Origin of the sequence: Sorangium sp. So ce176 (assembly GCF_051519835.1) — a bacterium.
GTDB lineage: Bacteria > Myxococcota_A > Polyangia > Polyangiales > Polyangiaceae > Sorangium > Sorangium cellulosum_G.
The window spans coordinates 7,544,125-7,569,815 of the sequence record NZ_CP150371.1 but is presented as its reverse complement, the minus strand read 5'-3'; the positions used below and the strand labels follow the sequence as shown (position 1 = coordinate 7,569,815).

Here is a 25,691-nt window from a genome sequence, read left to right as displayed (position 1 = left end):
GATGGGCGAAGCCGAAGGAGAGGTTCCGCATCTGCGTTCTCGTTGGGTAAGAGTTGACTGCACGAGCGCCGGCCGATCGCAGCACGAGCTGCAGCCGGTGACGCGAGCAGGCGTCGGTGTGACCCGACCGGGCTATCCGGGCTTGGGCGCCTGGGCGAATCGCCTCTTGGCAACCGCTATGCCCGAGCTGACGGAGCGCTTTCCCCCCTGCCGCGTCGATGCCGGTTGTGCCTGGCCATGATGTCGAAGCCCGACTCTGGCACACCTGGCTCAGCTACAATACGACACCGGATGGTCTCGTCTCCAGACAAGCACGCTTCCAGCACTTCCGTTCGTGCGTGCGTGCGGCGAGGCGCCCGGCGTGTCCCGCCGCGCAGCGGCGGCCCCGCCTCCGGCAAGATTCCGGCGCGCGGTGGTCTATCGGTCCTCTCACGGACTCTGATAGACGCGTTCGACGGCGGAGCTCATCCGCCTTGAAGAAGGGCCCGGCGCGGCGCCCTCGGCCTCGGCGCCTCTCGTGCGCCTGCCCGCCGAGGGGGGGCAGGCCGGGGCCGTCTCCCGCGCGGGAGCGCTCCGCTCAGGTGCTCCAGCGCGGGCCTTGAGGCGTGTCTTCGAGCACCACCCCCGCCTCGGCGAGCAGGTTGCGGATGGCGTCCGCCTTGGCGAAGTCCTTCGCCTTCCGCGCGGCCAGGCGCATCGCGATCAGCCGGTCGATGGCGGCGTCGCCGCCGCGCCCCGCCGCGCCCTCGGCCGGCGCGAACGCGTAATCGGCCACGAGCGCCGGATAGAGCGCCGGCTCGACGACCTCCACCCCGAACACCGCCAGGTGGCGCGCGATGGCGCGGTAGACCGCGAGCAGCGAGGCGCGGTCGTCGCACTGCTCGATCCCCGCCGAGTAGAGCGCGCTCACGTAATCGAAGAACGCGGCCACGGCGTTCGGCGTGTTCAGGTCGTCGTCCATGGCCTCGATGAACCGCGCGATGAAGCGCTCTGTGTGCTCCCCGAACCGGCCGTGGACATACTGGTGGCGCATGCGCGGGACGCGCTCCTCCTCGGGCCGCTGCGACGCGTACGCGCCCGCGGCGAGGGGCTCGTCGCCCGCGCCGCGCAGCTTCTCCGCGAGGACCGACGCGAGCTTCTTGATGCGCGCATAGCCTTGGGCGGCCTGCTGGAGCAGCTCCCAGCCGAACGGGAGCTTGCACCGGTAGTGCTGCGTCACGAAGAACCACCGCGCCTCGTCGTGCCCGTGCCTGGACAGGAGCTCCTCGATGCAGATGACGTTGCCGAGGCTCTTCGACATCTTCATGTCCCTGAGATCGAGGTGCTCCGGGTGCAGCCAGTAGCGCACCCAGGGCCTGCCGCAGAGCGGCTCGCTCTGCGCGATCTCGTTCTCGTGGTGCGGGAACATGTTGTCGATGCCGCCGCCGTGGACGTCGAAGTGCTCGCCGAGCAGCGCCGTGCTCATCGCCGAGCACTCGATGTGCCAGCCGGGGCGCCCCGTCGGCCAGGCGTCGTCCCCGGTGCGCCAGGCCGGCTGGCCCGCGTCGGTGGGCTTCCAGAGGCTGAAGTCCGCCGGGTGCCGCTTCCGCGCGAAGTCCTCCTCGACGCGGCCGCTCGCGCCGACCTCCTGCTCGTCGACCTTACGCCCCGAGAGCTCACCGTACGACGCGCAGGTGGCGACCTCGTAGAAGACCTCGCCGTTCACCGTGTACGCGTGGCCCTTCCCGATCAGGCGCTTTATCATGTCGACCTGCTCGTCGACGAAATCGGTCGCGCGCGTGTAGACGGCGTAGTCCTTGATGTGGAGCTTGCGGCAGTCGCGCCGGAACGCCGCGATGTTCCGCTCGGCGACGTCGACGGCGCCCTCGCGCTCGCTCGCGCGCTGCATGATGCGGTCGTCGATGTCCGTGTAGTTGATGATGCTCAGCACATGATAGCCGCGGTACTCGAGGTAGCGGCGGAAGACGTCCCAGAAGCAGTAGGTGCGCGCATGGCCGATGTGCATCGGAGCGTAGACCGTGAGACCGCATGTATAGATGCGCACGATCTTCGGCTGGGCGGAGACGAAAGGCTCCTTCTTCCTGGTGAGCGTATTATGGACCTTGAGCGGCATCGGCCACCTGCGTGAATGTGCGAGCGTTCCCCTGGACCGGCTACGCTACCCTGGCCCCGCCGCCCGGTCAACGCGGAACATCGCCACCTTTTGCGAGGTTTCCTGAGGTTTTTCGGGCCTTTCCGGCGCGTCTCGTGCCCTGGCTGCCCTGGCGTCCGCGCGGGCGAGGCGGCGCTTCTCCCCGCGATCTGCCGCGTTTCGCCGCGTTTCGCCGCCGGCGCATTCGCCCCGCTGCTGGCCTGTCGCGCGCCGAGGATGGACACCCGTCCTCGCGCCGCGCCTCGCGCTGCTTTGCGCGGTGCTCGCCGCGGTGGACGCTTGCGGCCGTCGCCTCTTCAGTCTACGCCGCCGTGCATGCACACCATGTCAAGAACGGTCCTGTTCGTCCTCGCCGGCGCGCTCACCGCCTGCGGGGGGAGCCCCCCGCCCGTCGAGAGCGCTCCGCCGCCGGCCCCGCCCCCCACGCAGGCTCCGCCGCCCGCGGCGCCGACAGCGCAGCCGGAGGTCGCGGCGCCGCCCCCCGCGGATCCCGCGGAGGAGAAGAAGAAGGCAGAGCTCGCCAAGCTCGCCGAGGACATGAAGGCCATGGAGGCCAAGGCCGACCAGGAGGCGGCGCGCTTCGACGACGCGCTCAAGGCCGAGGTGAAGGCGCTCGTCGCGGCCAATCACCCGAACACGGGCGCGGCGCTGCGCGCGGCGCTCAAGGGGAAGCACCGCGCTCCGGGCAACGCCGAGCGGGACGCGGCCCGGCACCCTGTCGAGACCCTGGAGTTCTTCGGCCTCAAGCAGACGAGCACCGTCCTCGAGCTCGGGGCGGGTGAGGGCTGGTACACGGAGCTGCTCGCGCCGGTGCTCGCGAAGAAGGGAAAGCTCATCGTCACGGCGTATGATCCGAACGGCCCCGCGGACTCGCGCAACACCCTCTACGGAAAGCGGGTGAGGCGCCTGCTCGACAAGTCGCCCGACCTGTTCGGCAAGGTCGAAGTCGCCGTGATCGACCGCGACGCCCCGAAGCTCGGGATCGAGGGCAAGGTCGACGTCGTGATCGCCATTCGCGAGGCGCACGGCTGGCATCGAAGCGGCAAGTTCGACACCTACGTCGCGGAGGCGTTCAAGGCGCTCAAGCCGGGCGGCGTCTTCGGCATCGTGCAGCACCGCGCCAAGCCCGACGCGAACCCCGACGAGAGCGCGAAGCAGGGGTACCTCCCGGAAGCGTGGGTGATCCAGAAGGTCGAGTCGGCGGGCTTCAAGCTCGGCGGCAAGTCCGAGGTGAACGCCAATCCGAAGGACACGAAGGACTACCCTGAAGGGGTCTGGACGCTGCCGCCGAACTTCCGTCTCGGCGACAAGGACCGCGCGCGCTACGCCGCCATCGGCGAGAGCGACCGCATGACCCTCAAGTTCGTCAAGCCCGCCCGCTGACCCGCCGCGCCCGGCGGCGCCGCGAGCCTCCTCGATCGGCTCGCGGCGCGCCCGCGGCGCGAGCCTCACGCCGGCCAGCACAAGGACATCGCGCGTGTGCGCCGGGGCGCACCTCGCCGGTCGCCTCGACCGCCGCGCGCCTCACGCGGGCGGGTGATCGCCGGCCGGCGGCCGGGCGACAACGCGGCGCATCGGGATCGTGGCGCCCGGGGCGCCCGAGGCGCGGTGGGAGGCGAAACCGAGGCCCTCGAGCACGGCCGGCGACGCATAGATGCCGGGCGCCGCCGCCTCCGGCAGGCACGACGAGAGCTCGACGACGTTCCCGCCCACCATGGACCCGTCCTCGGTGAGCACCACCTCGCCGGCGTGGAGGCACAGGCGGATGCCGACCCGCCGATCGCGCTGCCCGGCCCGGTCGAGCCGCTCGTACAGCGCGATCGCGGCCGCGATCGCGCCGCGGCGCGCCTCCTCGCTGCCCCGCTCGTCGCGCGGCCAGTCCGCCGAGAGCAGCACGCTGGTGCTCGTGACGGCGAGCGGCGAGAACCCGGCGGCCCCGAGGTCGGTCATCGCCTGCGGGAGCACGGCCTCGAAGTCGGTCAGGAACGAGTCGGTGGGCGCCTCGAGCGCCCGGGCCTCGGCGAGCACCTCGACGAGCAGCCCGATCGCGAGGCGCCTGACCCGGCCCCCTTCCATGGCGTCGGGGCGGACGACCCGCTCCGTGGCGGCCCGGACCTCCTCCAGGAACGCTGTGACGTCGGGCTGGCGGCCCGCGGGGTCCTTGCTCATGGCGCGCACGACGATGTCGTCGAAGGCCGGGTCGACCGGCGCGTGCAGGCTCGGGCGGGGCGGCGCCTGGTGCAGGTGCAGGTGGCGCAGCACGGGATACGCGCTCGCCGAGAACGGCATGGAGCCCGCGATCATCGTGTAGAGCAGCGCGCCCAGCGCATAGACGTCGGTGCGCATGTCGACGGGCCGATTGAGGAGCTGCTCGGGCGACATGAACGCCGGGGTCCCGACGACGTGCCGCGACGACGTGAGCGAGAGGTCCGTCGTGTCGAGCAGCTTCGCGATGCCGAAGTCGAGCAGCACGACCCTGGGGCTCCCGCTCGGCTGCTCGCCCTGCTCGCACAGGATCACGTTCGACGGCTTCACGTCCCGGTGGATGATCCCGACCGCGTGCACAGCGGCGAGCGCGCGGCAGAGCGGCTCGAGGATCGCGAGCGCCTCGTCCGCCGGGAGCCGGCCGCGCGAGAACAGGTGCTGCTCGAGGCTCCTGCCCTGCAGCAGCTCCATGGCGTAGTAGGGTCGCCCGTCGTCGAGCCGCCCGACGTCGAGGATCTCGACAACGTTCGGGTGCCGGATCCGCCCGATCGCGTCCACCTCGCGCTGGAAGCGGAGCACCACGTCGGCGCGCGAGACGAGCTCGGCGTGCATCACCTTGACCGCCGCCGGCGCCCCGCTCGCCGCGTGCACAGCGCGGTAGACGACGCCGAACCCGCCCTCGGCGATGACGCCGTCCAGGAGGTACTCGCCGGCCCTCAGCGCCGCGGCGATCGGGATACCAGGGGGGTCGCCGTCTCGCTCGCGCGTCTCGAGCGTGCGCTGATCCCATGTCGCCGACGTCCCGAGCGGCGGCTCGCCCGCGACGGACGCATGGGTCGGCGGCGCGACAGCGGACGGCTCATCGTCACGAGAGGAGTTCTTCATACCTGACAGGTGTGGAGTTCGCGCGCTACTGTAGTCGTAAGCCGGGGTCCAATGCGACCCTTGGCTGCCTCGGCACCGCTGAATCATGCACCGTTGCGCGGTATGTCACGGGCGGCTCATGGGGGCTGCGCCGTGCGTCAGAGACGGCTTCGCGCCGCCGCCCGGCGGGCGCGAGGCCGTGGAGCGCGCGGCGCCCGCCGTCGCGGGCTTCACGCTCCTCGGCCCGCTCGGCCACGGCGGGTTCTCCGATGTCTGGGCCGCGCATCGGGACCACGACGGCGCGCCGGTGGCCATCAAGGTGGCGCAGCAGGCGACGCGGCTCGTCCGCGACCGATTCCAGCGCGAGGCAGCGCTCGCCGAGCGCGTGGGCGTGCCGCACGTCGCGCAGCTCTACGAGCGCGGCGAGCTCGCCGACGGCCGGCCTTACCTCGCGATGGAGCGGCTCTTCGGCCGCACCCTCGCCGAGGAGCTCGCCGCGCTGCGCGCGCCGCTCGATCCCGACCGCGTCGCCGGGCGCGCGGACGCGATCCTCGCCGTGCTCGAGGCGACGCACGCCCGCGGCGTCGTCCACCGCGATCTCAAGCCGGAGAACCTCTTCCTGCTCGGATCGAGCGGCCGCGCGGTGCTGCTCGACCTCGGCCTGGCGAAGCTCGCCACCGCCGACGGCCAGCCCGCCGCGTCCGCCTCCGCGACGCGCGTCGGCGACGTCATCGGGACCCCGGAGTACATGGCCCCCGAGCTGCTCCGGGGCGACGCCGCGCGGATCGACGCGCGCGCGGACATCTATGCGTTCGGCGTGATCCTGTTCGAGCTGCTCACGCTGCGCCCGCCGTTCGTCGGCGACGGGAACGCCGTCGAGCACGGCCACCTCGCGCTGCGCCCGCCGCGCCCGGGCGACCTCGCCGAGGTCCCCGAGGGGCTCGAGGAGCTCACGCTCGCCTGCCTCGCCAAGGACCCGGCCCGCCGCCCGGACAGCGCCGCCGCGCTCCGGCGCACCCTGCACGCCCTGCGCGCGCGGCCCCCCGCCGACACGATCCCGCCGCCCTCCGCGCCGCGCTCCGCGCCGCGGTCGTCGGCGCAGGCCGACGGCCTCGCGACGGCCGCCGCCGAGGGCAGGCAGCCCGTCGCGCTGCTCTTCGCCGAGACGAGCGCCGGGCCGGTGATCGCGGCGGTCGGCGGCCGCCGCGGCTTCGTCGCGCGGCAGCGGGGGCAGCGCTGCGTCGCCGTGTTCTCCGCGAGGGACGTCGACGACCCGGCCCGCGCCGCGCTCGCCGCCGCGCGCGAGCTCGCGCAGCGCGGCGGCGTGCGCGTCGCGCTGCACCTCGCCAGCGTGCGCCTGCGCCGCGTCGCCGGCGGGCTGCACGCCGTCTACGGCACCCCGGTCGAGCGCCCCGAGACGTGGCTCCCGGCCGAGCCCTGGTGCGGCCTCGCGATGACCGGGGAGTTCGAGCGAGCGCTCCCCGACGAGGAGCTCGCGCCCACGCCGCCGGACGCGCCGGACAGCATGGCGGAGCCGCCGCTGCTCGGCCGCGATGACGTGCTCTCGGCGCTCGCGGGCAGCGCGACCGACGCCTTCGACGGGGCGTGCCCTGGCCTGTTCACGCTTGTCGGCGATTCCGGCCTTGGCAAGACGCGCCTCACGGCCGAGGCCGCCTCCATCGCCGGCGTGCCGGTCCCCGACGTGCGCGTCGTGGCGGTGCGCGCGCTCCACCCCATCCACGGCGGCGCATCGCACGCGGTGCGCGCGCTCTTGCGCGTCGCGCTCGACGCGCCCGACGAGGTCCCCGACGACCCGCGCGGCTTCTGCGTGGCGCGGCTCGGCGAGCCGCTCGGGAGCGCCGCCTGGGAGGCCGTCGCGGCGGCGCTCGGCTGGGCGAGCGCCAGGGGCGGGCGGCCGTCCGGCGCGGCCCGCCAGAGCCTGATGCTGGCGCTCGCCGAGTCGCTCCGCCGCCGGGCGCGCCGCGGCCCGCTCGCCGTGATCCTCGACGACGCCGACCAGGCGGACGACGTGCTGCTCGACGCCCTGGAGTACGCCACGCTCGACGGCGAGGGCGTCCTCCTCTGGGTCGTCGTGGCCGCGTGCCCGCGCTTCGAGCACGCCCGCCCGAGCTGGGGCCAGCGCAACCAGCGCCACACCCGCGTGACGCTCGCGCCGCTCGCGGAGGCGGCGGCCATGGATCTCGCCTCGCGCCTGCTCCTGCCGGCGGAGTACCCGCCGGCCGAGACCCTCCGCCGGCTGGCCGGCTGGGCGGGCGGCAACCCGGACTGCCTGCGGCAGATCGTCCGCTCGCTCAAGCACGCGGGCGTCGTGCACCGGCGCGCCGGCGGCGGCTTCTACGTCGCGACAGCCGAGGTCGAGGCGCTGCCGCCCGTGCCGGCGTGGCAATGGCTCGCGGCGCGGCAGCTCGACGACCTCCCGTCGGAGCTCGCGGCGTGCGCCCGGGTCTGCTCGGCGCTCGGCAAGTCGTTCGACCGCGCCGAGCTCGAGGCCGTGCTCGACGGCCTCGATCGCGCGGGCGCCGCCGGGCCGATGGTCGACGCGGGCTTCGGCCTCGCGGCGCTCGTCGAGCGGCGGATCCTGCTGCGCGAGGTCGACGGCCGCGGCCGCGTCGGCGAGTGGCACGCCTTCCAGAACGCGGTCCTCCAGGAGGCCGTCTACGAGATGCTGGACCCGACGCACCGCGCGGCGATCCACTGCAGCGCGCTCGCCTACTGGCGGGCGCAGGTGGCGGCCGGCTCGACCGGCGGCCTCCGCGCGCTCGCGCGCCACGCCGCCGCGCGCGGCGAGCGCGCCGAGGCCGCCGACGCCCACCTGGCGCTCGGCGACCTCGCGGCCGCGCGGCACGACGCGGTCGAGGCGGACCGGCGCTACGACGCCGCGCTCCACGTCGCCGACCTGGACGACGCCGCCCGGCGCGTTCGGGCGCTCGCGGGCCGCGGCAGGAGCCGCTACCGCATGTGCCGCCTCCAGGAGGCGCGCGCCGATTTCGGCGATGCGCTCGCGCTCACCCGCGCGCTCGGCGACGCGCACAGCGAGGCGACGCTCCTGCTCGAGGACGCGACAGCGCTCGACTGGGCGTTCGACTTCGAGGAGTCGGCGCGCCGCGTGGCGGAGGCGCGGCCGCTCGTCGAGGCGCTCGGCTCGCCCGAGCTCTCCCTGCGCCTCCGGGTCGCCGAGGGGCGGACCTTGTGGCGGCGGGGGCGGACCGAGGCGTCGACAGCGGAGCTCGCGGCGTGCGCCGAGCGCGCCGCGGCGTCGGGCGACTACGACGCCCGCGTCCTCGCCCTGATGATGCTGTCGTTCCAGCTCGCGTCCGCGGGGCGCTGCGACGAGGCCGAGGTCGCCTTCCGGGACCTCATCGCGCTGGCGGCGGGCGCCGGCGACCTGTTCCACCTGTGCGCCGCGTACACGAACCGCACGGCGCTGTGGGCCTGGAGCTGGTCCTTGCCGGGCGCTGTCGACGACCTGCGGCGCGCCGTCGATCTCGCGCGCGAGCTCGGCAATCCCTCGCTGGAGAAGGTCGCCTCGTACAACGTCGCCGTGCTGCTCCACTGGAGCGACAGGCAGCGCGAGGCGCTCGCGCTCGCCCGGCGCTCCCGCTGGCTGGAGGAGCAGTCCTCGGAGCGCCCGATGCCCCAGACGGCGATCTTGATCGGGCAGATTCACCTCGCGCTCGACGAGTACGAGCAGGCGAATCAGCTCGTCCTCTGGGTCGAGCGATCCTGCGCCCTCGGCCCCGGCGACCTCGCCGACTACACCTTGCTCCGGCTCGTGATCGCCGAGGTCGGGGGCCGGCCGGCTGGCCCGCCCTCTCTCTCGTGGAGCGCGGCGATCGAGCTCGCGAAAGAGCTGCCCTTCGTCGAGGTCACGCTGCTGCTCCTGTACTGGCGCGCGCGGACGGCGCTGCGTCGAGGACACACCGATGAGGCCGCGGAGGCGCTCGCGGCCGCGCGGGAGCGCCGCGGGGACAGCCCCATGTGGCTGTCCCGCTTCGGCGAGCTCGAGCGCGCTCTGGACGAAGCCTCACGTCCATTGGACCTTGGTCCAATGTTGTCGGCCTGAGTCACAGAGTATGTTCGTCCCGTGTTCGGGTAAGTCCGTAGTTCCGTACAACCAGCGAGTACCAGTTTTCAGTATTGCGTGTCTTTCGCCGAGATGAAAGAATCGCAATTACGGGAAGAGCGAGAGTGTCGGGGGCTCCGGCGCCTCGATTCCCTTGAGATCTCGGGTGTTTCCCGGAGGAGAGCTGAATGTTGTCGATCCGATCCGTCGCAGTCGGTCTCGTTGGCGCTTGTGTGCTCACGGCGGGGTGCCTCGGTCCCTCGGACACCGCGCCGGTCGGGTCGGCGGAGCTGCCGGCGCGGCGCGAGGTGGCGCCCATCGGCGTCAACGGCCTGAAGCCCGGCGACTTCTGGAACGCGACCAACCGCGCCGCGCTCCGTGCGCTCGGCGGCGCTGCGCTCGTCGCCGCCGGGGACGCCCTGGTCGCGACGCCGCTGCTCGCGACCGCCGGTGGGCGGAGCGTTCTCGATCATCTCGTGCGCTGCGCGCTGCCCCTCGATGGCGTCGTCTACGACCCTGGCGGCGAGGCGTTTTACGGCGAGTTCGGGTTCGCGCCGGAGTGGACCGGGCGCGCCCTCAACACATCGGAGCAGCGGTGGGTGTCGGCGTGCATGTTCCAGCACCTGAACGGCTCCGGCGAGCACGTCGATATCCTGCTGGACGGCAGGCACCCGTCCCTCGATTTCTCCCGCGACGAGGAGCCGTTCGCCGAGTTCATCGTCGAGGACGCCACGACGTACGGCAACGCCTTTCTCTCCGGGGCCATCGTCGGATTCACCTGCATCAACCCCGACCTTGCGGGGGCGCTGTCGGCGCTCTCGCTGAGCTGCCCGCTGGACCTCAACCTCCTCGTCCTGGAGCGCTCCTGCGGGCTCCTGCCGACGTGCGGGATGGCGTTCGTCGGGGTCTGCGATCTGGCCTGCACGAAGGACGCCGCCGGCGACCAGACGTGCCACACGCTCCCGCTGCTCGGGCCGCTCCTCTCACCGCTGCTCGGGTCGGCCTACCCCGAGACGATCCGGACCGAGCTGCGCGCCAGCGACGTCCTCCCGCTCTACTCCGGCTGCGGCCTGCTCTGAGCGCGCCGCGCGCGGCCCGTCCGGAGCCCGGGTCAGGCGCCGCGCCGGCTCGCTACGTCCCGAGCCGCGCCTTGAGCTGCTGAATCGCCTCCGCGATCGCCTTGTCGTCGCGGAAGCAGCACGGATCGGTCCGCCTGCACCGCGCGCCGTGCAGCACCTGGAGCTCGAACAGCGTGCGCTCGTCGCCCTCGGCGGCGGCGCGGCCGAAGAGCGCCCGCTTGCCGTTGCACGTGGCCTTGCGGAACGCGTAGGTGACGCGGAGCGCGGGCGTCGCGCGCGCCATCACCGCGGGCCGCGCCAGGATCTCGCTGGCGCGCCGGGCGGCCTTCGTGCCGCCGCGCGCGCGCACCACGTCGAGCAGCACGTCCAGCCCGCCGGTGCCCAGCTTGTTCGTGAGCAGATCGAAGACCTGATCCGCCGCCGGGTTGTCCTCCTCGAACGCGATCCCTGCCACGGTGGCCAGGACCTCCTCGCGCAGGCCCCTGCTCAGCAGCATCTCCGGGTCGGCCTCCGCGAGGGCCAGCATCGATCGCGCCGCGTTCACCCAGTTCCTTGTCGCCGCCGCCCGGCTGAGCTGCGCGCGCACCGCCCGGGCGCCGGTTGGGTCGTCCTCGGGCGGCGCGGTCGCCGGCGGCGCCGGAGGCGGCGCGGCTGGCGCGGGAGGGGGCTCCACGGCGGCCACCGCGGGCGCCGCCGGGGTCGCCGCGGGCCGCCGCAGGGCGAGCCAGACAGCGCCGCCGCCGATCGCGAGCGTCGCCAGGCCCGCCAGCGCCACCGCGAAGGAGACCCAGCCGGACGAGGGCCTGGCCCGGCGGTGCGCGTGCGCGAGCAGGGTCCGCCGCGGCCCCGACCACGCCGGCTGAGCCCTGGGCGCGGCCTGCCCGGCCTGCCCCGGCGCGGCCTGCCCGGCCTGCCCCGGCGCGGCTTGCCCGGCCTGCCCCGGCGCGGCTTGCCCGGCCTGCCCCGGCGCGGCCTGCCCGGCCTGCCCCGGCGCTGTCGTCGCGACAGCCGCCGGAGCCGGCGTCGCGGCGCGCGCGACTGCCGCCAGCGCCTCATCGAGCGCCGCGATCGCGTCGTTCGCCGTCTGGTAACGGAACGACGCGTCGTGCTCCATGAGCCGCGCCACGACCTGCTCGACCTCGCGGGGCACCTCCAGATCCGGCGCGCGCGCGCGGAGCGGAGGCGGCCCGTCCGGCCCCTGCTGCTTGAGCCGCTCCATGAGGTTCTTCGCGTCGAACGGGTGCTGTCCGGTGAGCATCTCGTAGAGCACGAGCCCGAGCGCATACAGGTCCGCGCGCGCGTCCACCGCGTCCATCCCGCGCAGCGCCTCCGGCGCGAGGTAGGCGAGCGTGCCGAACACCTCGCCGGCGCTGGTGAGGGCGGGGCGCGGGCTCGACGTCTTGCGGACCTGGCTCGACAGGAGATCGACATCCACCTTCGCGAGCCCGAAGTCGATGAGCCGCACCTGATCGTGCGTGTCGAGCAGGATGTTCTGCGGCTTCACGTCGCGGTGGACGATCCCCTTCTCGTGCGCCGCCGACAGCGCCGACGCGATCTGGCGCGCGACGCGGAGCGCCCGCGCCGGCTGCAGCCGCCCCCCCGCTGTCACCTCCTTGAGCGGCGTGCCCGCGACGTACTCCAGGATGAGGAAGTACGACGCGTCGTCGAGCTGACCGAAGTCGATGGCCGCGACGACGTTCGGGTGCCGGATGTGCGCGCCAGCGACCGCCTCGCGCTCGAACCGCGCCACGAGCTCCGGCATCCGCCGCGCGATCGGCCTGAGCAGCTTGATCGCGACCTGCTTGCGGAGGTGCACCTGCTCGCCGCGGTACACGGCGCCCATCCCGCCCTCGCCGATCAGCTCGTGGACGCGGTAGCGCCCCGAGATCAGGCTCCCGACCAGCGCGTCGTCGCCCGCGGCGGCGGCCGCCGCCTCGATGTCCTCGGCGAGCGCCGAGCTCGAGAGCTCCTCCGGAGGCGGCGCCGCCGGCGCGCCGGGCCGCGCCACCGTCAGCTCCTCGATGTAGGCCGACTCCAGCGGCTCCTCGGATCCCGGCGTCTCCGGCATGGGGCGCAGGATATCAGGAGAGCCGGCGCCCCTGGCAACCGGCGCGGCGCGCACGTCCGCCGCGGGTGCGCGGGAGTGCGCGCCGCGGGGCGACGCGCCTCACAGGAGGAACGATACGCCCAGCGAGAACGCGGGATACCCGAGTCGCATCGTCAGCGTGACGTTCTCCGTGAAGTGGAAGCGCCCTCCGACGAACACGACAGGCGAGATCCCGGGGAGCACGCGCCGGTCCACGTCGCCGAGGTAGAGCGAGAGCCCCGGCTCGCCGAAGACGGACCACCGCCGGTGAAGCCAGAAGTTCCACTGCATCACGACCGAGCCGAACAGGTAGTTCGACGCGTCCCCGTACGCGTCGACCTCGGTGCAGACGCGCGTGCCCGCAGGCCCGTTCTCGTACCGCGTGCAGTCGCCACGGTAGTTTCCTCTGCCGCCGTAATGGATGCCGTCGAGGCCGAAGCCGATACCGACCGAGTCGTTGAGCTTCTGGATGAAGCCGTTGGGGGCGATGTCGATGGTGGCGCGGAACCCGGCGCCGACGCCCGCCCCGACGCCGGGGCCCAGCGGCTCGAACGGCGCGATGAGCAGGTGCGGCTCCAGCTCGACCTTGTAATCGGGGCGGTCGCCGGGGCGCTTGATCGTCATCTGCGCTTCGCCGACCCCGGCCCACCCGAGGGTCAGCGCCACGAACGAGAGCGCAGCGGCCAGCAGGCGCGGCGCGCGAAGCTGCGAAGTCATCGCTGTCTGCATGATCTCGGTCTCCATCAGCATGCGCCGCACGCGCGCGAGCCGTTCGGGCACATCACCGGCGCGCCGCCGTCGAGGCAGGTGACGCGGCACTCGCCGGCCACGTTCTCGCAGAACACCTCGCACGAGCCCCGGCACTCGACCTCGCATGTCGCGACGTTGCGGCAGGTCACGACGCTGTTCGACCCGACGACGACGCCGCACCGGCTGGTGTCGTGGCACTCGTACCGGCAGCCGCGGTCGCAGATGGCGCCGCACGACGCGGTGTTGTGGCAATCGAGGTCGCAGTCGTCCCCGCAGGAGGCCGAGCACTCGTCGACGTCGAAGCACTCGAACGAGCACCCGTGCTCGCAGACGGCGCCGCAGCGATCCATCTGAAAGCAACGCTGGTCGCAATTGTCACCGTCGCAGCCGAGGTAACACTCGTCTCCCTGGGAGCACTCGCACGCGTCTCCCTCCACGCAGGCGCCGGTGTTCCAGCAGCTCGCCAGGCCGAGGCCCGCGAGGAGCGTGAGCAAAGTCAGTGCATAGAAGCGCATGGCCGGGCGAGCATACCGTCGCCACCCGAAAGTGTCACGAAATCCGCGGAGGTACGCCCGCCGCGGGGCTCACCACCGCGTCCAGCGGGAGATGCGCCTCACGCGGGTATGGAGGGTGCCGTCGCTGGCGAGCGCGAGCCGCTCCGCGATGTGCGTCCCGAGATGGGGACCCCAGCCACCGTCGTTGAACGGATCGTCCGCGTCCGATCCGAGGTTGTACTCCCAGCACTGCGCGTAGTGCTGCGTGACGTTCTGGTGAAGGAGCGCGCAGTTCCCCGGGGACGGGTCGCCGTCGTGATCGCGGGACGACCAACCCGACATGAAGTGGGCGACGAAGATGTCGGCGCTCCCTGCCACGTGCGCGGGGCGGAGGAGCCTCATGGTCTCCGCGTCGATGCCCTCCGCTGTCGCGCGCAGGACCTCCTCGACGGTCCCCTCGAGATCCTCGATCTCGTCGCGGTACTCTCGACCGACGAGGTAGAGGGAGCCCCTGTAGAAGTTCTGACCGGGCGCCGGCTCTCCCCTGGTCCCGAGCCGCTCGGCGTAAGGGATGTTCCAGAACGGCAGCGTCTTTCCCGCCTCCGACCCGACGCTGTTGTAGAGGAGCGCCCACCCGCCGCCGTCCGTCACCAGATCGCAATACGCGTCGAACTCCGGCTCAGGCCCTGGCCCGTCCGGATCGAGCGCGTAGACGTCGCTCGGCAGGCCGCGCGGGACGTCCCCGCACCGGGCGTACGTGCACCCCTTGTTCACGACGCCGTCACAGTCCTCGTCCTCGGCGGTGTCGCAGCGATCGGGCGCCGGCAGCACCTGGCCAGCGCACGGGCCGTACCCCTCGCCCTGCTCGTCGCAGGCCCTCACGCCGGCGCGGCAGGCGCCGCGGTTCAGCGTGCCGGGCGGCCCGCCGTAACAGGCGTCCTGGCTGCCAGGATCGCAGGGGCGCCCGCCGCCGCCGCCGCTCGCGGCCGCGTCACCGCCGCCGCCGCTCGCGGCCGAGCCGCCGCCGCCAGCCGCGCCGGCCTCGTCGAAGCTCCGCACCTTGGTCGAGCAGGACGGCGCGGCCGTGAGCAACACGATGGCTGCGCAGCAGGCTCCTGCGAGCGAGCCCTCGCCGAGGACGATGCGACCTTTGCGTGTGCGAGCGTCTGCCACGCTTCCTTATACACCAGCCGCCGCGGCGTGTGCACCGGCCGCGCGCGGGCGGTGGTCGGGGGCTCCGCCGCTGCGCGCGCCCCGCCGGCGGTCGTCACAGGGGGCGGGCGTGGGCCGGGATCTGGCCGCTCTGCAGCGCGAAGGTGATGGCGCTCTGGAGGGTGCTCTTCGTGAGGATGCCCGCCAGATCGAGCCCCAGCCCGACGAGCGTCTGCGCCACCGCCGACCGGATGCCGGTCAGGATGGTCCTTGCGCCGAGGAGCTGCAGCGCCCTGGCTGTGTCGACGAGCGCGGAGGCGACGCGCGTGTCGATCTCCTTGAGCCCTGTCACGTCGAGGATGACAATCTGCACCTGCGTCGACTGGACTCCATCGAGCGCGACCGACATCACCTGTCCGATCCGCTCCGAGTCCATCTGACCCACGAGCGGCATGACCACGATGCGATCGGTGATCGGGATGAGCGGCGTCGACATCGCCTGCATCGAGTCGCGGAGCCGCGCGAGCGTCCGCTCGAGCTCCCCGAGCACCTCCTTGTAGGGGGTGACGTCGTGGGCGGTGCCGTAGACGAGGCGGCGCGACGGCTCCTCGGTCGCGTCCATGTGCGCGGTCCACGCCAGCCACCTGTACGAGCCGTCCTTGCACTCATAGCGGTTGTCGAACCGGATGGTCGTGCGGCCCTGGAACAGGGCGGTGGCCTCGGCGACAGTCGCCTCGCGGTCGTCGGGATGAACGAAATCGATGAACGGCCTCGCGGTCATCTCCTCGGGGGACCAGCCGAGGGTCTGCTGCCAGGCCGGGTTCGCGTGGCGGAAATACCCGTCTGCGTCCAGCGTCACGAGCAGGCCCACCGAGACCCGGAACAGCTTCTCGTACACCGTGGCGAGCTCCGTCACCCGCGCGAGCTGCTCCGCCCGCTCCCGGTCGCTCGTCACGTCGATCGCCGTGGCGTAGATGAGGCGCTGCTCGGGGGCGTCGGCCATGTCCACGCTCGCGGCCCAGCCGAGCCACCTGTACGACCCGTCCTTGCACCGATAGCGGTTATCGAACCGGACCGTCGTGTGGCCCTGCAAGAGGCCGGCCGTCTCCGCGAGCGTGGCCTCGCGATCGGCCGGGTGGACGAAATCGATGAACGGCTTGCCCCTGAGCTCGTCGAGCGACCAGCCGAGCGTCCGCTCCCAGGCGGGGTTCAGATCTTGAAAGTGGCCGCGCGCGTCCGCCGTGGCCAGCAGTCCTGCGGAGACCTGGAAAAGCTTTTCGTAGCTCAAGCCCGCGTCCTCCCCTGTGCGGTCACGGCGCGCGCTTCCCCGCTGCGTCCGTCCGCCTGTCCGCTGTTCCCAGAACGCAGGTGAGCGCCGTCCGCCGGAGCGCGCGGGCGCGCGGCCAAAGCGAGGTCGACCCCACCGATGCGTCGAAGCTCGCTTGTCCACGAGATCGACTTTTATGTCAAGGGCGTCGGTGGCCCCCTGGCGGCGACCGAAAGGAGCGGCCGGAGCCGTGGGTAGGCGCGCGTCTCTGGCCGGCGCCCACTGCGCGCGTCTCTGGCCGGCGCCCACTGTCGGTGTCCCCACGGTTGCCAGGCCACCATGAGGCGGGTAGGGTCCGCGCCTACAAGGAGTGGACCATGACAGTCTCTGCGATTTTCGACCCGGCGCGCTGGCGTGAGGTCGAAGGGTTCTCGTTCGAGGACCTCACGTACCACCGCGCCCTCGACCAGGGCACCGTGCGCATCGCGTTCAACCGCCCCGAGGTGCGCAACGCGTTTCGCCCGCGCACCGTCGACGAGCTGTACACGGCGCTCGAGCACGCGCGCACGACCGCGGACGTGGGTTGTGTGCTGATCACCGGCAACGGGCCCTCTCCCAGGGACGGCGGCTGGGCGTTCTGCTCCGGCGGAGACCAGCGCATCCGCGGGAAGGATGGATACAAGTACGAGGGCGAGAGCGCGGGGCAGGCCGATCCGGCGCGGCTCGGCCGACTCCACATCCTCGAGGTGCAGCGGCTCATCCGGTTCATGCCCAAGGTGGTCATCGCGGTGGTGCCCGGCTGGGCGGCCGGCGGAGGTCACAGCCTCCATGTCGTCTGCGACATGACCCTCGCGAGCCGAGAGCACGCGATGTTCAAGCAGACGGACCCGGACGTCGCGAGCTTCGACAGCGGGTACGGCTCGGCGCTGCTCGCGCGGCAGGTCGGGCAGAAGAAGGCGCGGGAGATCTTCTTTCTCGGGCTCGACTACACGGCAGAGCAGGCGGCGGCGATGGGGATGGTCAACGCCGTCGTCCCCCACGCCGAGCTCGAGGAGGAGGCGCTCCGGTGGGGCGCGATCATCAACTCGAAGAGCCCCACCGCGATGCGGATGCTGAAGTACGGTTTCAACCTGCCTGACGAGGGGCTGGTCGGACAGCAGCTCTTCGCCGGAGAGGCGACGCGGCTCGCCTACGGCACGGAGGAGGCGCAGGAGGGCCGAGACGCCTTTTTAGAGAAGCGCCGTCCCGACTTCAAGCGCTTTCCCTGGCACTACTGATCGAGGCGCGCCGCCCGGTCCCCGGCGCGCGCCGCCGCCCGCCCCGGGCGGCAGACGATCGCGCGCAAGTGTCCGAAATTTATAATAAAAATCCCGTTGATCCCGGCGCTCGCGGCGCGGCTGTCGCGGCCGCCTGTTCGGGTATGCTTGCAAAATTTTGCTGTTGACGCACGGGATACGGCGCGTTCACAACGCCGCGACGCGTGATCTCGATGACGCCGCAACGCGTGATACCCGGAGCGACGACGTCACGAGATCTCGACGCTCCCTGGGCCTGCATCTGCGCTTGACAAGGACACGGACTCCATCGATTGTGGCGCGGTCATAAGGTTCCGTGCGCGTCGTCTCTGCTGCGGGACTGTCAACTTTAGCTGGAGATGCTGATGATGCTTTTGGCTTCAAGGTCGGCTGGTTGGAGGCGTTCGTGGCTGTCTCTGGGGGGGCCGCTCCTTCTGGCGCTCGTGGGCGGCCTCGCCGCCGTCGGCTGCGGCGGCGACGATCCCTCGAATGGCACGGGCGGGTCGGGCGCGTCGGGGACGGGCGGCGCCGGGGGCGCGGGCGGCGCCGGGGGCGCGGGCGGCGCGGGCGGCGCGGGCGGCGGCGAGGAGCAGGTCGAGACGGTGCCGCCGTCCGGCGATGAGCTGATCCGCGTCAACCAGGTCGGGTACCTGCCGAACGCAGCCAAGTTCGCGACGGTCGTCGCGGCGTCGGACAAGCCGCACGAGTGGCAGCTCGTCGACGCGGGCGGCACGGTGATGGCCCGGGGGGCGACCCGGGTCGTGGGCAACGACGCGAGCTCCGGCGAGCACGTGCACACCATCGACTTCACCGACTTCGTCGCGGCCGGCCAGGGGTTCACGCTGCGCGTCGGGGACGTGTCGAGCCACCCGTTCGACGTGAGCCCGACCATCTACTCTCAGATGAAGTACGACGCGCTCGCTTACTTCTATCACAACCGCTCCGGCATCGAGATCCTGGAGCAGTACGTGGGCGCGGACCACGCGCGCCCGGCGGGGCACATGCCGGACCAGGCGCCCTGCGCCGAGGGCATCGGCTGCACGTACACGCTCGACGTCACCGGCGGGTGGTACGACGCCGGCGATCACGGCAAGTACGTGGTGAACGGCGGTATCTCCGCGTGGACGCTGCTGAACCAGTACGAGCGCCTCGTCGCGCTCGGGTCCACCGTGGGCGACTTCGGCGACGGCAAGCTGAAGATCCCCGAGAACATGAACGAGATCCCGGACCTCCTCGACGAGGCCCGGTGGGAGATCGAGTTCTTCCTCAAGATGCAGGTGCCCGAGGGCGAGGCCAACGCGGGCATGGTGCACCACAAGATCCACGACGCGACGTGGACCGGCCTGCCGCTGGCCCCGCACGAGGATCTGGAGCCGCGGTATCTGCGCCCGGTCAGCACGGCGGCGACGCTCAACGTGGCCGCCTCCGCGGCGCAGGCGGCGCGCATCTGGCGCGAGCTCGACCCCGCGTTCTCCGAGGCGTGCCTCGAGGCCGCGACGCGGGCGTGGGACGCGGCGAAGGCGAACCCGAAGGTCATCCCGAACGAGGGCGAGGTCGTGGGCGGCGGCGCCTACGGCGACGGCGAGCTGAGCGACGAGTTCTACTGGGCGGCCGCCGAGCTCTTCATCACCACGGGCGACGCCAAGTACCAGGCCGAGCTCGCCGCCTCGCCCTACAGCGAGGAGCTCCTCGGCGCGCCCGGCACGTTCAGCGCCATGACGTGGGGGCAGGTCGACGGGCTGGGCGCCATCTCGCTCGCCGTCGTCGACGCCCAGCACGCCGCGGCGGAGCGCGAGGCGGCCCGGACCCAGCTGACCGCCATCGCCGACAAGTACCTCGACGTCCTCGGCGCGGAGGGGTACCGGGTGCCCTTCAAGGCGGACGAGACCGGGTATCCCTGGGGCTCCAACTCGTTCGTGCTCAACAACATGGTCGTCCTGGCGCTGGCGCACGACTTCACCGGCGAGCAGAAGTACCTCGACGGCGTTGTGTCGGGCGCGGACTACATCCTCGGGCGCAACGCGATGGACAAGTCCTATGTCTCCGGCTACGGCGAGAGCCCGCTGAAGAACCCGCACCATCGCTTCTGGGCTGCCCAGATCAGCGACGAGTACCCGGCCGCCCCGCCGGGAGCTGTCTCCGGTGGACCCAACACCGCGCGGCAGGACCCGGTGGCCATGGAGCAGATCGACGCCGCGTGCGCGCCCCAGAAGTGCTATATCGACGACATCGAGGCGTGGTCGGTCAACGAGATCACGATCAACTGGAACGGCCCGTTCGCGTGGGTCGTGTCCTGGCTCGACGAGAAGGGCACCCAGGCCGGCCAGTGACGTGAAGCGCCGTGCGGTCACACCGACCCACGGCCCCCACGCACCGCCGGGCCCCCACGAACCGCCGCCCGGCCCCGGCCACCACGGCGGGGCCAGCGGTGGCGAGCGCCGCGCGCTACAGCGCGCGATGTGCGATTGGCCGCGACAGCCGTCCAGCATCTGCTAGATTGCGCGGCTTTCATGAATCCAGAATCACTGATCGACGCCTTGCCCGCGCCGCTCGCGGGCGCGCTCGCCCGCCGCGGCTTCACCTCCCTCACCCCCGTTCAACAGGCCGTCCTCGCGCCGGAGCTCGCCGGCCGCGACCTCCGCGTCTCGTCGCAGACCGGCTCGGGAAAGACAGTGGCCATCGGCCTCGCGCTCGCCCCCCGCCTCGAGCGCGCCGTCGCCGAGCGCGCCGCCGCGGCCTCGCCCGAGGGCGCGCCCCGGGCCGCGGCCGCCCCTGCCGCGGTGATCATCGCCCCCACGCGCGAGCTCGCCGCGCAGATCGCCGGCGAGCTCGGCTGGCTCCTCGCGCCCCTCGGCGCGCGCGTCGCCTGCGTCACCGGCGGCACGAGCTTCGGCGCGGAGGCGCGCTCGCTGCGCCGCGATCCGCTCGTCATCGCCGGCACGCCCGGCCGCCTGCTCGACCACCTCGAGCGCGGGACCGTCGATCCGCGCGGCGTCGTCGCCCTCGTGCTCGACGAGGCGGACCAGATGCTCGACCTCGGCTTCCGCGACGAGCTCGAGGCGATCGCCGGCCGGATGCCCGGGGACCGCCAGACCCACCTCGTCTCGGCCACCTTCTCGCGCGACGTCCGCGCGCTCGCCGATCGCTTCCAGCGGGACGCGGTGAGCGTCGAGGGCACGCGCCCCGGCGCGGCCAACGGCGACATCGCGCACGTCGCGCACCTCGTGCTGCCGGCCGAGCGCGACGCGGCGCTCGTGAACCTGCTGCTCCTCGCGCCCGGCGAGCGCACGCTCGTCTTCGTTCGCACGCGCGAGGGCGCCGCCGAGCTCGCCGACAAGCTCACCGCGATGGGCCTGCCCGCGGGCGCCCTGAGCGGCGACCTCGAGCAGCGCGAGCGCACGCGCACGCTCGACGCGTTCCGCTCGGGCGCCATCACCACGCTCGTCGCGACCGACGTCGCCGCGCGCGGCATCGACGTGCCCGAGGTCGGGCGCGTCATCCACGCCGATCCCCCGGGCGACCCCGAGATCTACACGCACCGGAGCGGCCGCACCGGCCGGGCGGGCCGCAAGGGGACGAGCGTGCTGCTCGTCGCGCCGTTCGCGCGAGAGCACGCGCTCAGGCTGCTCCGGCGCGCGCGCGTCGAGGTCACGTTCCGGCCCACCCCGTCGCCCGCCGACGTGCTGCGCGCCGCCGACGAGCGGCTCGCGGCCGAGCTCGCCCCCGCGCGGCGGGTCGACGCGGCCGGCGCGGCCGACGCGGGCGCCGACGCTGCGGCCGGAGAGCGCGCCGCCGACGCTGCGGCCGGAGAGCGCGCCGCCGACGCTGCGGCCGGAGAGCGCGCCGCCGACGCGGCCGGAGAGCGCGCCGCCGAGGCTTCCGGAGAGCGCTCGCGCGAGCGGTCGGGCCCCGCGCCCGAGCCGCGGCTCCTGCAGCTCGCCGCGCGCCTGCTCGCGGACATGGACGCCACCGAGCTCGTCGCGGCGCTCCTCGCGCGGGCGAAGCACACAGGCCCCTGCGCGCCGCAGCCCGTCACCGCCGTCGCGCCGCCCCGGTCCGAGCCGCCGTCGCGCGATCGCGCCGGTCACCGCGGCGACGCCGCTCGCCACGGCGGCGCCGTGTACCGCTCCGCCGGTCGTCGCGACGACGCCGGCCGCCTCGGCGGCGCTGCTCTCCGAGGCGACGTCGCTCGCCGCGGCGACGTCGCTCGCCGCGGCGACGCGGAGCACGCCCCGCGCCTGCCGTTCGTGCCCTTCGAGGTCAACTGGGGGGAGCGCCACGGCGCCGACCCCCGGCGCCTGCTCGCCCTCGTGTGCCGCCGCGGCGGCGTGTCGAGCCAGCAGATCGGCGCGATCCGGATCGGCAGCACAGCGTCCGTCGTCGAGGTGGCCTCCCCCGCGGCGCCCGACTTCGCGCGCGCGGTCAACCAGCCCGACGCGCGCGACGCGCGGATCCGCATCGTTCGCGCGAGCTCGATGCGCGTCGACAGGCCGGAAGACCGGCCGCCGCCGCGCCGGCCGCTGGGCCCGCGCGCTACGGGATAATTGCCTTGAAAGGCAGGGGTTTCCTGATTTCTTGACGACCTCGGGTGTTGTACAAGGGACGGGTGAACCGAAGCCCGAACAACAAGCCAGCCACACGCCGTCCTGCGAGCCCGGCCGCGGTGCTCGCAGCATTGCTCGGTCTTGCCCTCGTCGGATGCGGCGGCAGCGTGCCCCCGCCGAACGACCAGCTCGCCGCGTCGCAGGCCGCCATCCGCGCGGCCGACGAGGTGGGCGCCGGGGCTGACCCGCAAGCCACCCTCCACCTGAAGCTCGCCAACGAGCAGATCGAGCAGGCCAGGCAGCTCATGCAGGCCGGCGAGAACGAGGCCGCGCTGCCGCTCCTCGAGCGCGCCGAGGCGGACGCCGAGCTCGCGCTGGCGATCGCGAAGGCGCGCGCCACGCAGGCCCAGGCGCAGGACGCGCTGAAGCAGGTCGAGCAGCTCGAGCAGGCGGGGATCAAGTGAAGCGAGAGGTGAAGGTGATGGCTTCTGGGGTGAAGATCCTGTCCTTGCCGGGCCGGTCCCTCGCGCTGTGCGCGGCGCTCTACGCGGCGTCGGGGTGCAGCGCGGCGCTGCCGCCGAAGGAGCTCGTCGAGGCCCGCACGAGCTACAAGCGCGCGGCCCAGGGCCCGGCGGCGAGCCTCGCGCCCGCCCAGCTCGACACGGCGAAGCAGGCGCTCTCCCGCGCCGAGGGGGCGTTCAACGAGGACCCCGAGGCGCAGCAGGCGCGCGACCTCGCCTACATCGCCGACCGCAAGGCGCGGGAGGCCGAGGCGGCGGCGGCGCTCGAGCAGGCGCAGCGCGACAAGGCCGAGGCCGAGGCGAGCTTCAAGGAGCTCTCGCACCAGCAGCTCGCCACCGCGAAGGACGCGCTGCAGACGAACCAGCAGCAGATCGAGCGCGAGCGCCAGGCGCGCGCCCAGGCCGAAAGCGCGCGGGTCCAGGCCGAGAGCGCGCGCGGCGAGGCCGAGAAGGCCCGCAAGGAGGCCGAGGCGGCGCGGCGGGAGGCCGAGCGCGTCGCGAACGCGGCGCTCGCGAGCCTGAAGGAGATCGCCGCGGTGAAGGAGGAGAAGCGCGGCGTTGTCATCACGCTCTCCGGCGCCGTGCTCTTCGCCTCGGGCAAGTCCGAGCTCCTGCCGATCGCCAAGGAGAAGCTCAACCAGGTCGCGACCACCCTGAAGGACCAGGGCTCGCCGCCGCTCCGGATCGAGGGGCACACCGACTCGACCGGCTCCGCCCAGGCGAACCGCAAGCTCTCGCTCGAGCGCGCCGACGCCGTGAAGGCCCACCTCATCAGCGTGGGGCTCCCCGCCGACAAGATCTCGACCGTCGGCCACGGGCCGGACCGCCCGGTGGCGGACAACGCGAGCGTCGAGGGCCGCGCCAACAACCGGCGCGTCGAGATCATCGTCAATCCCACCAACACGCAGTGATCCGCGCCGAGGGGCCGCGCGCCCCTCCGGGGTGGCGGCCCGGCGCGCGCGACTCCCTGGGAGCGCAACGTCACCACGGGCTTCCGCGTTGTGTCGCGGCCGCCCGCGGTGATAAGCACCGCGCGTGATCGGACGCTTTTTCCGCGGCATCTGGCAGGAGTACGTGATCGACCTGCGCGACCGGCTCGACGCCGAGGCCGCGCTCTACCGGACCACAACGCCGGCGGGTGAGGTCAGCCGCCGTATCGTGAGCGTGTTTCTCACGGTGATCGGCGTGCTCATCTTCGTCCGCTTCGCCGGCAACGAGAACGACACGCGCTGGATGGTCCAGGGCCTGCGCGCCGTGGGCCTCGACGACCTCGCGGCGCGGCTCCACGACGCGCTGAACACCTCTCCGGACCGCCGGTTTCACCAGCGGATCGTCTGGGCGGTCGGCCGCCTCACCGGCTATCTGGTCCCGACCCTCCTCGTCGCCCGCCTCGTGCTGCGCGACCCGATCCGGAGCCTCGGCCTGCGCGTCCGCGGGACGGCGCGGCACCTGTCCATCTATGCCTTCTTCTTCGCGGTGATGGCGCCCGTGCTGTACGTCGCGTCGCTCTCGCCGGCCTTCCAGGCGAAGTACCCTTATTACAAGCTCGCGCGGGGCGAGGACCTGTGGCCGTGGTTCTGGGGGTGGGAGGCCCTCTACGCCGCGCAGTTCGTCGCGCTGGAGTTCTTCTACCGCGGCTTCTTCATCCACGGGATCCGCCGCGCGCTCGGCTATTCATCCATCTTCGTCATGATGGTGCCTTACACGATGATCCATTTCGGCAAGCCGCTGCCCGAGACCCTCGGCTCGGTGCTCGCCGGGTTCATCCTCGGCACGGTGAGCCTGAAGAGCGACTCCATCTGGGGCGGGTGCGCGATCCACGTCGCTGTCGCGACGTCGATGGACCTGCTCTCCCTCTCCCACCAGGGGCTCTTGTAGCGAAGCTCGACGCTCCCGCGCGGACGGCGGCTCTTTCTTTCTCACGCTGTCGCGGGGCGGGAGGCCGGGGATGGACGTCAGGCCAGGGTCCTGCCGCCGTTCACGGACAGCTTCTGGCCCGTGATGAACCTGGCGGCGTCGGACGCGAGGAACGCGACGGCATCGCCGATCTCGTCCGGCGTCCCCATGCGCCGGAGCGCGTTGCCCGACGCGTAGGACTGCTTCTGGGCGTCGGTGAGGCCCTCGCTGGCGTGGCGCTCGACAGGGATCCAGCCGGGCGCGACCAGGTTGACCGTGATCCCCCACGGGCCGAGCTCCTGCGCCCACGAGCGCGTGAGGCCGAGCTGCGCGCCCTTCGCCGAGACGTAGCTCGAGAACTCGGGGACGCCCTGCTCGAACACCTCGGAGCCGATGTTGATGATCCGCCCCGCGCGGCGCTCCTTCATCTCGGGCACCACCGCCTGCGAGAGGAGGACCGGGCTCTTCACGAAGAACTCGAGCTGGTCGAGGCAGTGACGCCAGGTCAGCTCCTCGAGCTTCGCGTACGGCTGCGGGCCCGTCGCGTTGAGCACGAGCACCTCGACGGGGCCGAAGCGCGCCCGCACCTCGCCCACGAGGCGGAGGACGTCCCGCTCGTCGCGCACGTCGGCCTGGAACGCCTCGGCCTCGCCGCCGTCCCGGCGGATGTCCTCGACCACGCGCGTCGCCCCCTCGCGCCCGCCGAAGTAGTTGATCGCCACCCGCGCGCCGGAGCCCGCGAGCTTGCGCGCGATGGCCGCGCCGAGGCCGCGGGAAGCGCCGGTGACAAGGGCGACTCGTTTCGATAGCTCGTGCGCCATTCAGGGCCTCTCCAGGAGATGGGTGACAGCGGTTCGCTCACCTCCGCGCGGGAGAGCGGCCGCTCTGGCGCGCCTCCGAGAGCCGCGCTCGCCGCGACGGCGCTGCGGGCCGCGCCGCGCAGGGGGTCGAGATCGGTCACGCAGGTGTAGACAGTGTGATCCAGCAATACAAGATTTTTCCGTCTGCCGTTCTTCAATGGCATCGGGTGCGGGCTGCTCGTCCCTCCGAATTCGACGCTGTCTCGACGCAGCGCGCTACTCCACCCGTGCTGGCGGGTGTATGCTGGGTCACATGAAAACGCGCGCCTTTCCTCGGGCCCTTCGACCTCTCGTGATGCTCGCCGTGAGCCCTGCTTTCTGTGCCGCGGTGGGGATCACGGTGGTCCACGCGTGGATCGACGGGCGGCGCAGGGCGGCGCCGGGGCGGCAGCCCGACCTCGCCGCGGCGCGGCATAGGCGCCCCCCCGGGGCGCTGGGGCAG

Annotated in this window: 17 protein-coding genes; 9 read left to right on the top strand and 8 right to left on the bottom strand. The window is 72.8% G+C overall.

From position 1 onward, the window contains the following. Positions 1 to 577: 577 nt before the first annotated feature. Positions 578 to 2,113, bottom strand: coding sequence for a cysteine--tRNA ligase (cysS, locus tag WMF42_RS28360; RefSeq protein ID WP_437686011.1), 1,536 nt, complete (start codon positions 2,111 to 2,113; stop codon positions 578 to 580). A gap of 363 nt (positions 2,114 to 2,476) precedes the next feature. Between cysS and WMF42_RS28355 the strand changes: the two genes are divergently transcribed. After that, a complete protein-coding gene (locus WMF42_RS28355; protein ID WP_155798020.1) occupies positions 2,477 to 3,535 on the top strand; it encodes a class I SAM-dependent methyltransferase in 1,059 nt (352 codons plus the stop codon). A gap of 141 nt (positions 3,536 to 3,676) precedes the next feature. Here the strand turns inward: WMF42_RS28355 and WMF42_RS28350 are convergent, their stop codons facing one another. Next, positions 3,677 to 5,242 carry a serine/threonine-protein kinase gene (locus WMF42_RS28350; RefSeq protein WP_437686008.1) on the bottom strand — a complete coding sequence of 522 codons (1,566 nt, stop codon included), beginning with the start codon at positions 5,240 to 5,242 and terminating at the stop codon, positions 3,677 to 3,679. Between the two features lie 85 nt (positions 5,243 to 5,327). Here WMF42_RS28350 and WMF42_RS28345 point away from each other — a divergent pair, with 85 nt between their 5' ends. After that, entirely contained in the window at positions 5,328 to 9,305 is a 3,978-nt protein-coding gene (locus WMF42_RS28345) for a protein kinase domain-containing protein (RefSeq protein ID WP_437686006.1), read from the top strand. 233 nt (positions 9,306 to 9,538) lie between these two features. After that, positions 9,539 to 10,384 carry a hypothetical protein gene (locus WMF42_RS28340; protein WP_437686004.1) on the top strand — a complete coding sequence of 282 codons (846 nt, stop codon included), beginning with the start codon at positions 9,539 to 9,541 and terminating at the stop codon, positions 10,382 to 10,384. A gap of 52 nt (positions 10,385 to 10,436) precedes the next feature. Here the strand turns inward: WMF42_RS28340 and WMF42_RS28335 are convergent, their stop codons facing one another. From WMF42_RS28335 to WMF42_RS28315, 5 genes are all read right to left on the bottom strand, one after another. Next, on the bottom strand, positions 10,437 to 12,452 hold the full coding sequence (locus WMF42_RS28335) for a protein kinase domain-containing protein (protein ID WP_437686002.1): 2,016 nt from the start codon (positions 12,450 to 12,452) through the stop codon (positions 10,437 to 10,439). A 99-nt stretch (positions 12,453 to 12,551) separates the two neighbouring features. After that, positions 12,552 to 13,187 (bottom strand): hypothetical protein, encoded by a 636-nt coding sequence (locus WMF42_RS28330; protein ID WP_081427025.1) that lies wholly within the window; start codon positions 13,185 to 13,187, stop codon positions 12,552 to 12,554. 26 nt (positions 13,188 to 13,213) lie between these two features. Next, positions 13,214 to 13,735: a hypothetical protein gene (locus tag WMF42_RS28325; protein ID WP_061612565.1), complete on the bottom strand. Its 522-nt coding sequence runs from the start codon at positions 13,733 to 13,735 to the stop codon at positions 13,214 to 13,216. A gap of 69 nt (positions 13,736 to 13,804) precedes the next feature. Beyond that, positions 13,805 to 14,887, bottom strand: a complete 1,083-nt coding sequence (locus WMF42_RS28320; RefSeq protein ID WP_437685999.1) for a fibrinogen-like YCDxxxxGGGW domain-containing protein — start codon at positions 14,885 to 14,887, stop codon at positions 13,805 to 13,807. A 94-nt stretch (positions 14,888 to 14,981) separates the two neighbouring features. After that, positions 14,982 to 16,154 carry a PAS domain S-box protein gene (locus tag WMF42_RS28315; RefSeq protein WP_061612806.1) on the bottom strand — a complete coding sequence of 391 codons (1,173 nt, stop codon included), beginning with the start codon at positions 16,152 to 16,154 and terminating at the stop codon, positions 14,982 to 14,984. 356 nt (positions 16,155 to 16,510) lie between these two features. Here WMF42_RS28315 and WMF42_RS28310 point away from each other — a divergent pair, with 356 nt between their 5' ends. From WMF42_RS28310 to WMF42_RS28285, 6 genes are all read left to right on the top strand, one after another. After that, positions 16,511 to 17,410, top strand: coding sequence for a 1,4-dihydroxy-2-naphthoyl-CoA synthase (locus WMF42_RS28310; protein WP_061612807.1), 900 nt, complete (start codon positions 16,511 to 16,513; stop codon positions 17,408 to 17,410). Positions 17,411 to 17,871: 461 nt separating this feature from the next. Beyond that, entirely contained in the window at positions 17,872 to 19,758 is a 1,887-nt protein-coding gene (locus tag WMF42_RS28305; RefSeq protein ID WP_437685997.1) for a glycoside hydrolase family 9 protein, read from the top strand. A 180-nt stretch (positions 19,759 to 19,938) separates the two neighbouring features. Further along, entirely contained in the window at positions 19,939 to 21,972 is a 2,034-nt protein-coding gene (locus WMF42_RS28300; RefSeq protein WP_437685995.1) for a DEAD/DEAH box helicase, read from the top strand. 62 nt (positions 21,973 to 22,034) lie between these two features. After that, positions 22,035 to 22,436 carry a DUF4398 domain-containing protein gene (locus WMF42_RS28295; protein WP_437685993.1) on the top strand — a complete coding sequence of 134 codons (402 nt, stop codon included), beginning with the start codon at positions 22,035 to 22,037 and terminating at the stop codon, positions 22,434 to 22,436. Between the two features lie 17 nt (positions 22,437 to 22,453). After that, positions 22,454 to 23,404, top strand: a complete 951-nt coding sequence (locus WMF42_RS28290; RefSeq protein WP_437685991.1) for an OmpA family protein — start codon at positions 22,454 to 22,456, stop codon at positions 23,402 to 23,404. A gap of 124 nt (positions 23,405 to 23,528) precedes the next feature. Next, positions 23,529 to 24,371, top strand: coding sequence for a CPBP family glutamic-type intramembrane protease (locus WMF42_RS28285; protein ID WP_437685989.1), 843 nt, complete (start codon positions 23,529 to 23,531; stop codon positions 24,369 to 24,371). Positions 24,372 to 24,448: 77 nt separating this feature from the next. Here the strand turns inward: WMF42_RS28285 and WMF42_RS28280 are convergent, their stop codons facing one another. Beyond that, a complete protein-coding gene (locus WMF42_RS28280; protein WP_061605456.1) occupies positions 24,449 to 25,210 on the bottom strand; it encodes an SDR family oxidoreductase in 762 nt (253 codons plus the stop codon). Positions 25,211 to 25,691: the final 481 nt, after the last annotated feature.